The 14,275-nt window shown below is 70.0% G+C and carries 14 protein-coding genes and 1 other RNA gene; 2 read left to right on the forward strand and 13 right to left on the reverse strand.

Annotation, left to right across the window (positions count from 1 at the left end):
- Positions 1-143: 143 nt before the first annotated feature.
- The 10 genes from AB3X08_RS04795 to AB3X08_RS04840 form a co-directional block, all read right to left on the reverse strand.
- Entirely contained in the window at positions 144-1,058 is a 915-nt protein-coding gene (locus tag AB3X08_RS04795) for a SirB1 family protein (protein WP_369938424.1), read from the reverse strand.
- A gap of 38 nt (positions 1,059-1,096) precedes the next feature.
- Positions 1,097-1,546, reverse strand: coding sequence for a DUF192 domain-containing protein (locus AB3X08_RS04800; RefSeq protein ID WP_369936610.1), 450 nt, complete (start codon positions 1,544-1,546; stop codon positions 1,097-1,099).
- A gap of 174 nt (positions 1,547-1,720) precedes the next feature.
- Positions 1,721-2,368: a ribose-5-phosphate isomerase RpiA gene (rpiA, locus tag AB3X08_RS04805; RefSeq protein ID WP_145702709.1), complete on the reverse strand. Its 648-nt coding sequence runs from the start codon at positions 2,366-2,368 to the stop codon at positions 1,721-1,723.
- A 101-nt stretch (positions 2,369-2,469) separates the two neighbouring features.
- A complete protein-coding gene (locus AB3X08_RS04810; RefSeq protein ID WP_369936612.1) occupies positions 2,470-2,940 on the reverse strand; it encodes an EVE domain-containing protein in 471 nt (156 codons plus the stop codon).
- Entirely contained in the window at positions 2,937-3,527 is a 591-nt protein-coding gene (locus AB3X08_RS04815) for a 5-formyltetrahydrofolate cyclo-ligase (RefSeq protein WP_369938425.1), read from the reverse strand. Before AB3X08_RS04815 ends, AB3X08_RS04810 begins: the two co-directional genes overlap by 4 nt.
- Before the next feature lie 81 nt (positions 3,528-3,608).
- Positions 3,609-4,388 carry an acyl-CoA thioesterase gene (locus AB3X08_RS04820; RefSeq protein WP_369936614.1) on the reverse strand — a complete coding sequence of 260 codons (780 nt, stop codon included), beginning with the start codon at positions 4,386-4,388 and terminating at the stop codon, positions 3,609-3,611.
- Positions 4,389-4,566: 178 nt separating this feature from the next.
- Positions 4,567-4,752, reverse strand: a non-coding RNA gene (gene ssrS, locus AB3X08_RS04825) — 6S RNA.
- A 98-nt stretch (positions 4,753-4,850) separates the two neighbouring features.
- On the reverse strand, positions 4,851-5,144 hold the full coding sequence (locus tag AB3X08_RS04830; protein WP_003471552.1) for a cell division protein ZapA: 294 nt from the start codon (positions 5,142-5,144) through the stop codon (positions 4,851-4,853).
- Positions 5,141-5,362, reverse strand: coding sequence for a TIGR02449 family protein (locus AB3X08_RS04835; protein WP_053836518.1), 222 nt, complete (start codon positions 5,360-5,362; stop codon positions 5,141-5,143). Before AB3X08_RS04835 ends, AB3X08_RS04830 begins: the two co-directional genes overlap by 4 nt.
- 67 nt (positions 5,363-5,429) lie before the next feature.
- Positions 5,430-7,649: a putative bifunctional diguanylate cyclase/phosphodiesterase gene (locus AB3X08_RS04840; RefSeq protein WP_369936615.1), complete on the reverse strand. Its 2,220-nt coding sequence runs from the start codon at positions 7,647-7,649 to the stop codon at positions 5,430-5,432.
- A gap of 161 nt (positions 7,650-7,810) precedes the next feature.
- Here AB3X08_RS04840 and AB3X08_RS04845 point away from each other — a divergent pair, with 161 nt between their 5' ends.
- Entirely contained in the window at positions 7,811-8,356 is a 546-nt protein-coding gene (locus tag AB3X08_RS04845; RefSeq protein WP_369936616.1) for a YecA family protein, read from the forward strand.
- A 3-nt stretch (positions 8,357-8,359) separates the two neighbouring features.
- On the forward strand, positions 8,360-9,691 hold the full coding sequence (locus tag AB3X08_RS04850) for an aminopeptidase P N-terminal domain-containing protein (RefSeq protein ID WP_369936618.1): 1,332 nt from the start codon (positions 8,360-8,362) through the stop codon (positions 9,689-9,691).
- A 158-nt stretch (positions 9,692-9,849) separates the two neighbouring features.
- Here AB3X08_RS04850 and pepQ read toward each other — a convergent pair whose 3' ends face one another.
- From pepQ to AB3X08_RS04865, 3 genes are all read right to left on the reverse strand, one after another.
- The gene (gene pepQ, locus AB3X08_RS04855; protein ID WP_369936620.1) at positions 9,850-11,178 is read right to left on the reverse strand and encodes a Xaa-Pro dipeptidase; all 1,329 of its coding nucleotides are present in this window, start codon (positions 11,176-11,178) and stop codon (positions 9,850-9,852) included.
- A gap of 263 nt (positions 11,179-11,441) precedes the next feature.
- Positions 11,442-11,783 (reverse strand): PilZ domain-containing protein, encoded by a 342-nt coding sequence (locus tag AB3X08_RS04860; RefSeq protein WP_369936622.1) that lies wholly within the window; start codon positions 11,781-11,783, stop codon positions 11,442-11,444.
- A complete protein-coding gene (locus tag AB3X08_RS04865) occupies positions 11,780-14,272 on the reverse strand; it encodes a DUF1631 domain-containing protein (RefSeq protein WP_369936624.1) in 2,493 nt (830 codons plus the stop codon). The genes AB3X08_RS04860 and AB3X08_RS04865 overlap by 4 nt, the downstream gene beginning before the upstream one ends.
- Positions 14,273-14,275: the final 3 nt, after the last annotated feature.

Below are 14,275 nucleotides of genomic sequence, written 5' to 3' on the forward strand. Positions count from 1 at the left end.
CGGCAGGAGTGGCTTCACTCCAGGCGCCCTGTCGATAAATCAAGTCAGGATTTGAAAGCCCACACTGCAGGCCGCAGCGAATCACGGGTCAGGCGCTGAAGCCGCGTTTGCGAATCCCCAATCCCGACTCCCCAATCCCGGCCTCAATGCATCCGCTGCGCCCGCGCACTAAGCTCCACCAGGCGTTCGCGGATCGGCAGCACGTCGTTGGCTTCCGGATTCAGTTGCAGGTAGCGGCTCAGGTCGCGGCGCGCGCCCGGCACGTAGTCCATCTGCAGGTAGGCCATGCCGCGGTCGCGCAGGGCTTCGGGCTGGTCGGGCATCAGTTTGAGCACGCGGTCGGCGCTGCGTGCGGCGCGGTCCCATTCGTCGCGTTCGGCGTAGACGCCGTGCAGGTTGCGCAACACCCGGGTCAGGATCGCGCGGTGCGGCGCCGGATCCAGGATCTGCAGCAGCGCGCGGTCGTCCGGGGTCTCCCCGCCCAGGTGCGGACGCGCGCGTTCGCGCAGTTCTTCCACCGCCAGCGGGCGGCCGCCGTTGAACGGGTCCATCACCAGCAGGCCGTCGTCCACCGGCAGGCGCACCAGGAAGTGCCCGGGGAAGGACACGCCGTCGAGCGGGATGTCCAGCCGCCGCGCCACTTCCATCTGCACCAGCGCCAGCGAGATCGGATTGCCCAGGCGGCGCTCGAACACCTGGTTCATGTAGCTGTTGCGCGGGTCGTAGTACTCGTCGTGGTTGCCGCTGTAGCCGAGTTCTTCGAACAGGTGGCGGTTGATCGCGGCCATCTTCAGCGGCCACGGCTCGATCATCGCCACCTCGTGGCGCAGGTGTTCGGCGTGGTTCTGCGCCAGCGTGTCGTAGTGCTCGGCATCCAGTTCCGGATACTCGTCGCGGGCGATCAGCAGCGCGGTGGCCAGCAGCGGCAGCGCATCGTCGTCCAGCGCGGCCAGGGTATTCCAGCTCGGCAATGTCAGTCGATCGGCCATGGCCCAAGACTGGCCGCAAAGTGCGACGCGATCAAGTCCGGGGGTTCCCGACAGCGGTGTCGGGTTCAGCGCCACAGCGGCGGCGCGTTTCCCGACCCCGGCGCGGCTCAGCGGGCGGTGGGAATGCCCGGGCCGAAGCGCAGTTCGGCGCCGTCCTGCAGCTTGAGTTGCGCGGCCTGGCCGGCATTGAGTTCCAGCACGTAGCGTGCCGGCGCATTGCTGGGATAGGGCGGACAGGCGTTGCCGGCCGAGCACGGCGGCACGTCGCGCTGCTGCGCCACCAGCTTGCGCCGGCTGTCGAAGTACAGGATGTCCAGCGCGATCTTGGTGTTCTTCATCCAGTACGCCTGCGGTTCCTCGCGGTCGTGGATGAACAGCATGCCGTGGTCGGCGTCCATCTGGTCGCGGAACATCAGCCCGCGCGCGCGGGTCGCATCGTCCTGGGCCAGCTCGACCTGGTAACGGTGCCCGGCCAGTTCCACCCACTCGCCGCCGGCGCTGGCGCAGCCGCTGAGGGCCAGCAGGACGAGCACGAACAGGGCGCGGAACAGGGACATGGCGTTGCCGGGGAAAGTGGATCAGCGCGCACCTTGTTGCATGGTGCGTGGCCAGTCAAGGGAGCCGGGATTGGGGATTCGGGATTCGGGATTCGCAACAGCGGATCCGGAGGCCGGACAGAGCTTCTGGCTTTTGCGAATCCCCAATCCCGAATCCCGAATCCCGCGCGCGTCCTACAGGACGCGCGGCGGCTCGCCGCCGACGATCACCACGTCGGCGGGGCGGCGTGCGAACAGGCCGACGCAGACCACGCCGGGGATCTGGTTCAGTTCGCGCTCCAGCGCCACCGGATCGGTGATGCTGAGGTGGTGCACGTCGAGCACCACGTTGCCGTTGTCGGTGACCACGCCGTCGCGCCAGACCGGCTGGCCGCCGGTGCGCGCCAGGATCTCGCGCGCGACCAGACTGCGCGCCATCGGGATCACTTCGATCGGCAGCGGAAACGCGCCCAGCGTCTGCACCTGCTTGCTCGGGTCGATGATGCACACGAAGCGCTCGCTGGCCTCGGCGATGATCTTTTCGCGGGTCAGCGCGGCGCCGCCGCCCTTGATCAGGCAGCGGTTCGGATCGCATTCGTCGGCGCCGTCCACGTACAGCGACAGGTTGCCGGTGTGGTTCAGTTCCAGCACCTCGATGCCGTGCTGGCGCAGGCGCGCGGTGCTCTGCTCGGAGCTGGATACCGCGCCCTTGATGCGATGGCCGATGCGGCCCAGCGCGTCGATGAAGTAGGCCACGGTGGAGCCGGTGCCGACACCGACGATCATGCCGTCTTCGACGTATTCGATGGCTTTTTCGGCGGCCAGGCGCTTGCTTTCGGACATTGGAGACTCGGGATTGGAGATTCGGGATTCGGGATTGGTGAAATGCGGCCGGCGGGCATAGGGCAGGAGACGAATCCCGAATGCCCAATCCCCAATCCCGGCTATTCGAGCGCCAACAGCAGCTTCCACTGCGCGGCGCTGACCGGGAACACCGACAGGCGGTTGCCGCGCGCGGTCAGCGGGAAGCCTTCGCCGAGCGCGTCGGCGTGCTGCTTGATCTCGTCCAGCGCGATGGTGCGCGCGAGCTTGCGCTCGAAGGCGACGTCCACCAGATACCAGCGCGGCTGTTCGCGGGTGGCCTTGGGGTCGTGGTAGTCGGATTTCGGATCGAACTGGGTGACGTCCGGGTACGCTTCGCTGGCCACGGTCGCCGTGCCGACGATCCCGGGCACCTTGCAGTTGGAGTGATAGAACAGGATGCCGTCGCCGACCTTCATGCCGTCGCGCATGAAGTTGCGCGCCTGGTAGTTGCGCACCCCGTTCCAGGGTTCGCTGCCGACCCGCTGCAGGTCGTCGATCGAGAAGGCGTCCGGTTCGGATTTCATCAGCCAGTAGCGCTTGCGTGCGGTCATGCGGGGAGATCGGTCGCGGTCAGGAGGGTGAGGGAGTCGGTGCAGACCGCATCCAGCGCTACGTCCCAGGCGGCGACGGGCAGCGCCGCGACCTGCTGCGCAGCGAAGGCGGCGCCGACCAGCCAGGGCGGAGGCGCGTGCCGCTGGCGAAATGCGAAGCTGCGATCATACCAGCCGCCTCCCATGCCCAGGCGCCCACCGCCGGCGTCGAAGCCGACCAGCGGCGCCACCACCAGCGCCATCTGCTCCGGCGCCAGTGTCGCCTCGGCGGCGACGTCGGGTTCGGGAATGCCGTAGCGGTTGGCGGTCAACGGCTGCCCCGGACGCCACGGCGCGAAGCGCAAGGTCTTGCCGCTGAGCACCGGCAGGCAGTACTGCACGCCGGCCGGCAGACTCAATTGCCAGCGGTGCAGCGCGATCTCACCGTCCATCGCCCAATAGCCGGCGACATGGCCGTGCTGCGGCGCGAACGGCAAGTCCAGCAGGCGCTGCGCCAGCGCGTCGGCGGCGGCCAGGCGCGCGGCTGCGGGGAGCGCGCGGCGGCGCGCGCGCAGTTGCTGGCGCAGGAGGTCGCGGTCGTCGGGAATCATCGGGCAGGCGCGGGAAGGGACGGCGCTATTGTCGGTGCCGGCGCGTGGACTGGCTAGGGCGTAACTGCCTTTGCGGGGTCAGGCGTAGATCGCCACCGTCTGCCGGCCCGACAGCACCAGCCGCCCGGCGTTGTCCCAGATCTGCATGTCCTGCAGCGAGTAGCCGTCGGCGGCGTGCTGGCTGGCCGATCGCAGCAGGAACCAGTCGCCCGCCGTCGCCGGTTGCGGGAAATCCAATGTCCAGGTCATCGAACTGACCGGTGCCGGTTCGGTGAAGCAGGCCATCGCCGCCGGCGGCAGGCTGTCGCCGAGCGCGACCAGGGCCAGGCTCGGATCCACGCCCGCGCTGTCGCGATGGCGCACCCAGACCATCAGTTCCGGGTTGGCCGCGCCGGACACCGGCAGCGCGCCGCCGGCCAGGCGCATCTCGAAGTTGCCTGCGAACGCCGGGGTGATCGCACTGGCGGCGATCGGCATGGCGGCATCGGGCCCGCACACCGCCGGCCGCGCCGGCATGAAGTCGTGGGCGATGCGGCTGGGACGCGGCTGCGCGAACAGCAGCGACGCGCGCAGCGCGACCTGCGTGCCGGCCAGGCAATCGACCGCGATCGAGGTGGCGGACTTGCCCTGGCGCAGCAGCTGCGCCTGGAAACGCAGCGTGGCGTCGGTGGGGCCGACGAACCAGATATGCGCCGACTTCAGCGGCGGCAACGCGGACGGCGCCGCGCGCAGCGCCGTCTGCAGCGCCAGCGCCGCGGACAGGCCACCGAAGGCGGTGCGTCCCTGCAACCAGCTGGCAGGTACGTCGAACCCGGCGTTCGGGTCGAAGCGGTCGATGATCTGGGCGAGCGAGGGCATGCGGCGTCTCCTTGAAGGGCGCGACAGTATCCCAGGCTTGCGGGGCGCTGATCAGTACGTGGTTGCCGTGCGCTGCAAGAAGGCCAGCGCGACGGCATCGATGCGCTGCGCCGTTGGGCACGATGCACGCGAGCGCACAAAAGGAAACGGCGCCTTGCGGCGCCGTTTCCGGGATATTGCATTCTCCGCCGTAGACGATGCGTGCGAAACGACCTTGAACCCGGGGTTCAAGTGGGATAGCTGGGGAACCATCGGGCTTCCCGCTACAAGGCGGACCTGCACACCCGATTCCGTCGCCACCCCGTGGTCGTAATTAAGGGACAAGGCGAATGTTTGCACACGCTGTCGTTTACAGCAGAGAACGCAAACGAAGTATAGCGCTGTCGCCGCGCTTGGCTAGTCCGTTCGTCGGTCGCGCGGTACAGCGCAATTCACGTTGATGATCGAAATGCGAGGCACGTATCAACGCGCCGTATCGACCACGCCGTCGAGCCGGCGATTGAGATCGGCGAGCGTGCGCGCCATCTCATGATCGCGCCGCGCCTGCTCGTCGCGCAGTTGCTGCAGTTCGTGCGCAAGATTGAGCGCGGCCAGCACCGCGACCCGGTCCACTGCGGCCATGCGGTTGCTGCCGCGCACTTCGCGCATCTTCGCGTCGAGCAGGCGTGCGGCGGCGAGCAGGCTGTCGCGTTCTTCCGCTTCGACGCCGACGGTGTATTCGCGGTCCAGGATGCGGACGCTGACCGGTTCGCTCACGTGTGCTGCTCCAACGACTTGAGCCGGGTGATCATCGCCTCGACCCGCGAGCGCGCCTGTTCGTTCTTGGTCAGCAGCTGCGAGCGCTCGCCGATCAACTGCTCCTGCTGCTGGCGCAGGCTGCGGTTCTCATCGGTCAGGCGCTGGCAACGCTCGACCAGCGTTTCCACGCGTGTGGCGAGGGTGCGGAGCTGGGCGAGGGCGTCGGGGCTGTCCATGGCGCTCACGATAGGCATGCGCCCGAGCGGCGGTCAAGACGGCGGCCGACCGCGCCACGGCCGCCGCTCAGGCGGGCAGCAGCAGCGGCTGCTGCAGCAACTGCAGGCAGGCGTCCGGTTCCAGCGCCGGCGCGACCAGGTGGCCCTGGATCTCGTCGCAGCCGTGCTGGCGCAGGAAGGCGAGCTGGCCGGGCAGTTCCACGCCTTCGGCGACCACTTTCAGGGTCAGCGAGTGGCCCATCGCGATGATGGTGCTGGTGATCGCCTCGTCGTCCGGATCGCGGGTCAGGTCGCCGATGAATTCCTGGTCGATCTTCAAGGTGTTGATCGGCAAGCGCTTCAGGTAGGCCAGCGACGAATAGCCGGTGCCGAAGTCGTCGATCGCCAGGGCCAGGCCCAGCGCGCGGCAGGCGTGCAGGGTGGCGGCGTTCTTGCCGACCTGCGACATCACCACGCTTTCGGTGAGTTCCAGCTCGACGCTGGCGGCCGGGACCCCGGTCTCGGCCAGGATCCGCGCCATCAGCGCCGGCAGGTCGCCGCGTTCGAGCTGGATCGCCGACACGTTGATCGACATGCACAAGTCGGTCAGGCCCAACTGGCGCCATTCGCGCAGCGTGCTGCAGGCCTGACGCAGCACCCATTCGCCGATCTCCAGGATCAGCCCGGTCTCTTCGGCCAAGGGGATGAACTGGCTCGGCGAGACCGTGCCGAAATCGGCGCTGTGCCAGCGCAGCAGCGCTTCCACGCCGACCACGCGCTGCTCGCGCAGCGAATAGCGCGGCTGGTAGACCAGCTTCAGTTCCTGGTCGAACGGGATCTTGCGCAGGGTGCTGGCCAGCGTGGCGCGGTGGCGGGTGGCCTCGTCCATGCGCGCCGAATAGACCTGCACGTTGCGGCGCCCGGCCGCCTTGGCCTGGTACATCGCGGTGTCGGCGTGCTTGAGCAACTCGCTGGGCAGCAACGCGTGCTGCGGGAACAGCGAAATGCCGATCGATGAGGAGATCGCCACTTCGCGGCGATCCTCCAGTTGCAGCGGCGCATCGAACGCGGCCAGCACGCGCGTGGCCACGGCTTCGGCCTCGGCCTGATCGGCGATGTCCTCCACCACCACGGTGAATTCGTCGCCGGCCAGGCGCGCGACGGTGTGCTGCGGGCCCACCGCCTGCTGCAGGCGTTCGGCGACCGCGCGCAGTACCCGGTCGCCGACCGCGTGGCCGAGCGAGTCGTTGATGTCCTTGAACCGGTCCAGGTCCAGGAACAGCACCGCCACCGAACTGCCCTGGCGCCGCGCCCGCACGATCGCGCGCGCCAGCCGCTCGGACAGCAGCGCGCGGTTGGGCAGGCTGGTCAGCGTGTCGTAGTTGGCCAGGTAGCGCAGTTCCTGCTCGGCGCGCTTCTGGTCGGTGATGTCTTCCAGCACCACCACGTGGAAGCTGTGCCGGCCGTCGGCATCGACGACCGTGTTGCGGCGCACGTGGCAGAGGATTTCCAGGCCGTCCTTGCGCCGCTTCCAGGCATCGCCGCGCCACGAGCGGCCGTGCTCGAGCGACGGCGCGGCGGGCACGTCGGGCGCATGGTCGAGCAGGGTCATCGGCTGGCCCAGCACCTCGCGTTCGCTGTAGCCGGTGATGCGGGTGAAGGCCGGGTTGACCGAGATGAAGCGCAGGTCTTCGTCCAGCACCGCGACCGCTTCGCTCATGCTGCGCAGCACTTCGCTGGCGATGCGCCGTTCCAGGTCGGCCTGGCGGTGCGAGGTGATGTCGCGCGCGGTGCCGGCGAGCCGGCGCGGCTTGCCGGCGGCGTCGTAGTCGACCACGCGGCCGCGCACCCGCGCCCACAGCCACACGCCGTCGCCGGCCAGGTCCACCCGGTACTCGGCCACGTAGACCGGGGTCAGGCCCTGCAGGTGTTCGCGCAGCGCACGCTCGGCCTGCGGCACGTCGTCGGGATGGATGCGCAGCGGATCGTCCTCGCGGATCACCATGGTGATCTCCTGCGCATGCGGCGCCGCTTCGTCGGCGCGCATGCGGCGCAGCTTGCGCTGCTGCAGGTCGTAATCCCAGAAGTGCTCGCCGGAGGCCCACAGCGCCAGCTTCAGGTGACGGTCGCGCTGCTGCAGCTGTTGCTGGCGTTTCTGCTGTTGCTGCATGCGCCGCCGCCAATGCAGCGCCTGCAGCGTGGAAATCGCCGCGGCCGCCGCCAGGATCGCCGCGGCGGCGGCCCAACCCCAGCGCCAATCCCTCGCGGCGTAACCGGCAATTCCCGCAGCGACGTGCTCGATCGACATGGCGGGAAGGGGCTTCGGTCAGGAAAGGGGGTGGTGGAGTGTAGGCGCGCGCCGGAAGCCTTAACAAGCAGCGCGACACATGCGGATTGCTACACTGCGCAGCCCCGCTCCGCCGCTGCGCCCCGACGTTCGGTGGCGAGCGCCCAACAGGCCTTGTGTCCATGATCGAACTTCCCAGCGCCGACGACGTCACCCAAGCCAGCCAGCAGCTGGGCCTGGCCGCGTCGGCGGCCGAACTCCACGGCGCCTTGTGCGGCTGGCTGGCCGGCGGCGGCGCCGACCTGGCGGCGTGGCCGGCCGCGGTGCTGGCCGATGCCGGCATCGCCGCACCGCGCCCCGGCGACGTGCTGGACCGCCTGCGCGAGGCCACCGCCGCGCAGCTGGAGGACCGCGATTTCGCCTTCGATCTGGTCCTGGCCGATGCCGGCGCGCCGCTGTCCGAGCGCGCCGACGCGCTGTTCGACTGGTGCCGCGGCTTTCTCGGCGGTTTCGGCCTGGCCGCCGGCGCCACGCCGCCGTTGTCGGAGGAGGGCGAAGAGTCGCTGCAGGATCTGGCGCGACTGGCGCAGGCCAGCACCGACGATTTCGACAGCGCCGACGAGGACGAGGACGCGTTGGCCGAGATCGAGGAATTCGTGCGCGTGGCCGCGCTGCTGCTGCACAGCGACTGCGTGCTTGGCCCGCGCCATCGGCAACGCCTGAACTGAGCGATGAAACGACTCACCGGCATCGGCGCGGGCGAATACGCGCGGCGGCGCAAACACTTGATGGACATGGCCGGCGACCACGCCATCCTGGTGCTGCCGAGCGCACCGGAGCGGGTGCGCAGCCACGACACCCATTACCCGTACCGGCAGGATTCGGATTTCTGGTACCTGTGCGGGTTCCCCGAGCCGGAGGCGGTGCTGGTGCTGGTACCGGGGCGCAAGCACGGCGAGGCGCTGCTGTTCTGCCGCGAGCGCGATCCCGAGCGCGAAGCCTGGGACGGCCCGCGCGAAGGCCAGGAAGGCGCGGTGGAACGCTACGGCATGGACGATGCGTATCCGATCGAGGACCTCGACGAGATCCTGCCGGGCCTGCTGGAAGGCCGCTCGCGGGTGTACTACCACTTCGGCCGCGACGTCGATTTCGACCTCAAGCTGATCGGCTGGGTCAATCGGGTGCGCGAACAGGTGCGGCATGGCGCGCAGCCGCCGCACGAGTTCCTGGAGCTGGGCCACCTGCTGCACGAGCAGCGCCTGTTCAAGTCGCGCGACGAGATCGCGCTGATGCAGGTCGCCGCCGATCTCAGCGTGGCCGCGCATCGCGCGGCGATGCGGCTGGCGCGGCCGGGCATCCACGAATACCAGTTGCAGGCCGAGATCGAGCGCGAGTTCCGCGCCGGCGACGCCTGGCCGGCGTACGGCAGCATCGTCGGCAGCGGCGCCAACGCCTGCGTGCTGCATTACCGCGCCAACGCCGCGCGCCTGCGCGACGGCGAGCTGGTGCTGGTCGACGCCGGCGCCGAGTACCGCGGCTATGCCGCCGACATCACCCGCACCTTCCCGGTGAGCGGCCGCTTCAGCGCCGAGCAGCGCGCGCTGCACGACCTGGTCGGTGCGGCGCATGCGGCGGCGCTGGCGCAGGCGCGGCCGGGCGTTGCCTACGAGGCCGGGCACCTGGCGGCGGTACAGACTCTGACCGAAGGCCTGCTGCGGCTGGGCCTGCTCAAGGGCACGCTGGAGCAGAACCTGGCCGATGGCGACTACCGGCGCTTCTACCGGCACAAGACCGGACACTGGCTCGGCCTGGACGTGCACGACGTCGGCGACTACAAACTGGCCGGCGCCTCGCGCCTGCTGGAGCCGGGCATGGTCTTCACCATCGAGCCGGGGTTGTACGTGGCGCCCGACGACAAGCAGGTCGATGCGAAGTGGCGCGGCATCGGCATCCGCACCGAAGACGACGTGCTGATCACCGACGACGGCCACCGCGTGCTGACCGCCGCGCTGGAACGCAGTGCGGAGGAGATCGAGGGCTTGATGGCTGGGAATGGGGAATAGGGAATCGGGAATGGGAAAGGCGGTGGTCGCGCGCGCGATGGCCGCAAGCGAGAATCTCAGATGATCGCTTTTGCTCTTGCGATTGCCGGTTCCCTACTCCCGCTTCCCAGCGCTTTTCCCATTCCCGATTCTCGATTCCCCATTCCCGGCGGCGGCCCTCAGGCCGCCGCGGCAAACGCCGGCCGCGTCAGGTTCTCCGGATCGCCCTCGGTGCACGCCACTTCGTCTTCGATGCGGATGCCGCCGTAGGGCTTGAACTGCGCGACCCGGTTCCAGTCCACGCTGGCGGCATGGCCGTTCTTTTTGACCTCGTCCAGCAGCATGTCGATGAAGTACACGCCCGGTTCGATCGTCACCACCATGCCCGCTTCGAGCACGCGGGTCATGCGCAGGTAGGGATGGCCGGCGGGGCGCTCGATGCGGCCGCCGCGGTCGCTGGCGGCGAAGCCGGCCACGTCGTGGACCTGCAAACCGATCGGATGGCCGAGGCCATGCGGGAAGAACGCGGCGCTGACGCCGGTGGCCAGCGCGGCTTCCGGCGACACGGTGATCACCCCGAAGTCCTTGAGTACGCCCATCAGCGCCAGGTGCGCGTCGAGGTGCAGCTGCTTGTAGTCCACGCCTGCGCGCACGCTCTGGCCCATGCGGATCTGCGCGGCGTCGACCGCGTCGATCAGCGCCTGGAACTCGCTGCCGGCGTCGGCGGCGTAGCTGCGGGTGATGTCGCTGGCGTAGCCGTGCGCGGAGGCGCCGGCGTCGATCAGGAAACTGCGCCGTTGCGCCGGTGCCTGCCGCTCCAGCTCGGTGTAGTGCAGCACCGCGCCGTGCTCGTTGAGCGCAACGATGTTCCCGTACGGCAGCTCGTTGGCGTCCTGGCCGACCGCGCTGCAATAGGCCATGTGGATCTCGAACTCGCTGCGGCCGTCGCGGAACGCGGCTTCGGCGGCGCGGTGGCCGCGCACCGCCAGGTGCTGGGCCTGACGCAGCAGCGCCAGTTCGTAGGCGGTCTTGTAGGCGCGGTGGTATTCCAGGTACTGCACGACCGGCTCGGGATTGTTCGGCACGTAATCGCCCAGCGCGCTCTGCGCTTCGCCGAGGATCGCGCAGCGCGCGGCCGGTCCCGGCAGCAGCGCCAGCGCGTCTTCCGGGGTGCGGATGACGTGGATATCGCAATGCTCCACCCACCAGCCGCTCGGTGCCGCCGGCACCACGTGCCAGTAGTCGCGCGGCTGGTGGAAGATCAGCTGCGGACGGCGTCCGGGCGTGTACACCAGCCAGCTGTTCGGCACCCGGGTCAGCGGCAGCCAGGCCTTGAACTGCGGGTTCACCGCGTACGGATAGTCGCGGTCGTCGAACAGCTGGTAGTGCAGGCTGCCGCTGGGCACCAGCAGATGATCGAAGCCGCCGCGCGCCAGTGCCGTGTCGGCGCGTTGCGCCAGCGTGCGCAGGTGGTCGGCGTACAGGGCGCTGGGGTCTTGCTGGATCATGGCGGCAGCTCGGTCGGCGATGCGGAATAGAGAGAGGCGCCAAGTTTGCCGCAAACCGCAAGAGCGTGTTGACGCACCGCGTGCCTACGCGTGGCATGCGGCTGTGCGTAGGCGTCGTCGTTGCCGAGCCCAGCGGATGTTCTTTCGTCTTGTGCAAGCGATGGCCACTGTAGGAGCGGCTTCAGCCGCGACAGGATCCATCGACGGTGCCTGTCGCGGCTGAAGCCGCTCCTACAAGGATTCGCCGCGAGGCCGCCGGCGCGCTAGCCGGCCGGCCCGGCATTGATCCACTGCCGCAGCAGCTCGCGATGCGCCGGCGAGATGGTCAGGAAGCGGAAGCCGGCCCAGGCCTGGCCCGGCGCCTGCGCGCGTTCGCTCCACAGCAGGTGCACGCCGACGTCGATCTGCGCCTCGCGGCCGAGTTGCGGCAGCGCGAAGCGCAGCTGGTACAGCGCGTCCTCGTGCAGCGGCGCCGAGGCCAGCAGCAGCATGCCGCTCTCGGAAAGATTGCCCAGACGGCCGACCACGGCGTCTTCCATCATGTCCAGCACCGGCACCATGTCCGGGACCTGGCGGCGCGGCGAACGGCGGGCTTCGGCGATCATGCGTCCTCCAGGGTGTCAGCGGGAATCGGCGCGCCGGCCAGGGTGCGCAGCGCGCGCACGGTGGCGTGCCAGGCGCGGTCGATCAGGCGCGCGCGGTCCTCGGTGACGATCCGCGCCTGGCCCTGCGCCAACAGCCGCGACAGCGCGTCCAGCGAATACTCGGCGGTCTTGTGGCCGCGCTGGTTGACGAACAGGGCGCGGTCGGTGATCGGGCTGTACCAGGACAGCCGCTGCCGTTTCAGGTCACCCTGCTGGTTGGTCACGAATTCGAACCAGGTGCCGAACGGCAGGCTGCGCAGCCGCGCATAGGCCGCCTGTTCTGCCTCGTTGCGCGGCGCCAGCAGCGGCCGCTCGCCCTCCTCGCCCTGGTCGCCGAGACGGGTGCGCGCCTTCAGCTTGGCGCTGAGTTCGGTGCGCGAGGTCAGCGTGTCGCCGCCGCCCGGAGTGGACAGGCGGCGCGCGATCGCCTCGGCTTCGTCCTGGTGGTAGCCGACCTGCAGCAGGGCGCTGCGCACTTCGCCGGCCAGGTCCGGATCGGGGTCGCCGCCGCTGGCGCGGCAGGTGACCTCGGCGATGCACTGGCTCAGCTGCTTGCGCTCGCGCCATGCATCGGAGTCTTCGCCTTGGCGCAGCAGCGTCAACGTCAGCACATCGGACCAGGCCTGGTTCAGCAGCGCCTGCACGAACTTGGGCGGCTCCCAGGTCCGGCACATCGCATCCAGCGTGGAGCTGGCCAGTTCCTTGGCCACTTCCAGCCGCTCCTTGCCGCGCGCGGCCTCGATGTGGCGGCGCTCGGCGATCTCGGCCTTGTGCGCCAGCGCGCGGTACTGCGCCTGGATGTCCTGATGGGCCTGCTCGAAGACCTGCTCGTCGCCCTCGTATTCCTCGACCACCCGGTCGACGGTCTGGTTCAACTTCAGCAGCAGCTGCGGATCGGTGTCCTCTTCGCTGAGCCAGGTGGCGCCGGACTCGGCGACCGCGTTGAGCAGCTCGCGCGCCGGATGCTGGCTGCGCACGAAGAACGCGCTGTCCTGCAGCGCGGCGCGCACCAGCGGCACCTGCAGGCGCTCCAGCAGCGCGGCGGCCGGCGCATCGCTGCGCACTTCGCGTTCGATTTCCGCGTACAGCAGGCCGAGCAGGTCGAAGGTGTCGGCATCCTGCGGCGCCAGCGCCGCCTGCGGGCCATGTTCGGTGCGCAGCGTGGCCAGCAGCGCCGCCTGCACGTCGCGCACCTGGCGGCGCCCGCGCAGGCCGGCCAGGGTGCTGTGCGCCGGCGGTTGCGCCTGCAGTTCGCCCAGGGCCTGCAGCAGCGATGCGGTAGCGACGCCGGGGGCGCTGCTCTTGGTAGAGCTGCTTGCCGCGCCGTTTGCGGCGGCGGCGCGCGGAGCCGAGGTCGGGGCGTTGCCGGATGATGCGGGCATCGCGGGCCCAGCGGACGCTGCGGCAGCGTTTGTGGAAGCGGTGCCCGCGGCTGCGGGCGGTGCCGCCTGGGCGGCCGGCACCGTTGCACGGTCGCGTGCGGCAGCGAGCAGCTGGCGCAGCGTGGCCAGGTCGGGCGGTGCATGGCCGGGCGCGGCCGGCGCTGCGCTCGCTGCCGTTGCGGCGTTGGCCACGGTCGGGCGCGGCAGCGGGCCCGCGTCGCCGCTGGCGCTCGGGCCCGGGCCGGACCAGCCTCCGGGCGCCGCCTGCCCGGACCAGGCGGTAGCCGGGCGCGTGGCGGAGGAGGCGCGCGCCGCGCCGCGGTTGCCTGCGGCCGCGGCGGGCGCGGTCGCCGGGCGCGCCACGTAGGGCAGGTAGACCAGGCCGGGCAGCACGCCGGCGTGCGCCAGCAGCACGTTGGCGCGTTCCACCATCTCGCCGTAGCGGACCAGCACCTGGCGCTCGAAGGCGCGGTACAGGGTCAGCTGCGCGTCCAGCCCCAGCTGCAGTTCTTCGCCGGCGTCGCGCAGGATCCGGCACAGCAGGTGCGGCCCCAGCGGCGTGTGTTCGGCTTCGAACGCCGGTCGCGCGGCGAGCACGCCGAAGCGCTGGCCGAGCAGTTGCAGGGGAGTGCTGGCCCGCGTCGCCTCGCGCCGGGCGATGTCGTGCAGGACGATGTCGCGGTCGATGTCCACGTCGGCGACCAGGGTCAGCATCTGCATCGCCGCGCTGGCCTTGTCCTGGCGCAGCGGGCCGACTGGGGCGGGCGGTGCCCGCAGCGTGGCCAGGGAGGCTTCCAGCTGCGCCTTGTAGAACGGCGCGAAGCGCTCGCGGCGCGCCCGCAGGCCCTGCAGTTCCTGGTACGTGTCCTGCTGCAGCTGGCTGTGGCGCGCGCGCTCGGCCTGGTCGAACAGCTCGCGCTCCAGCTCGCTCAGGGTCGACTGCAGCGGCGCCTCCAGCGACTGCCACAGCAAGGCTTTCAGCGCTTCCAGGATGTCGCGCACGCGGGCGGGCAGGGCGGCGCCGGCAAGCGTCGCCGGGGGTGCCGACGGAATGGCAGACAATGACATCCT

This window comes from Xanthomonas sp. DAR 34887 (assembly GCF_041245805.1).
GTDB classification, from domain to species: domain Bacteria; phylum Pseudomonadota; class Gammaproteobacteria; order Xanthomonadales; family Xanthomonadaceae; genus Xanthomonas_A; species Xanthomonas_A tesorieronis.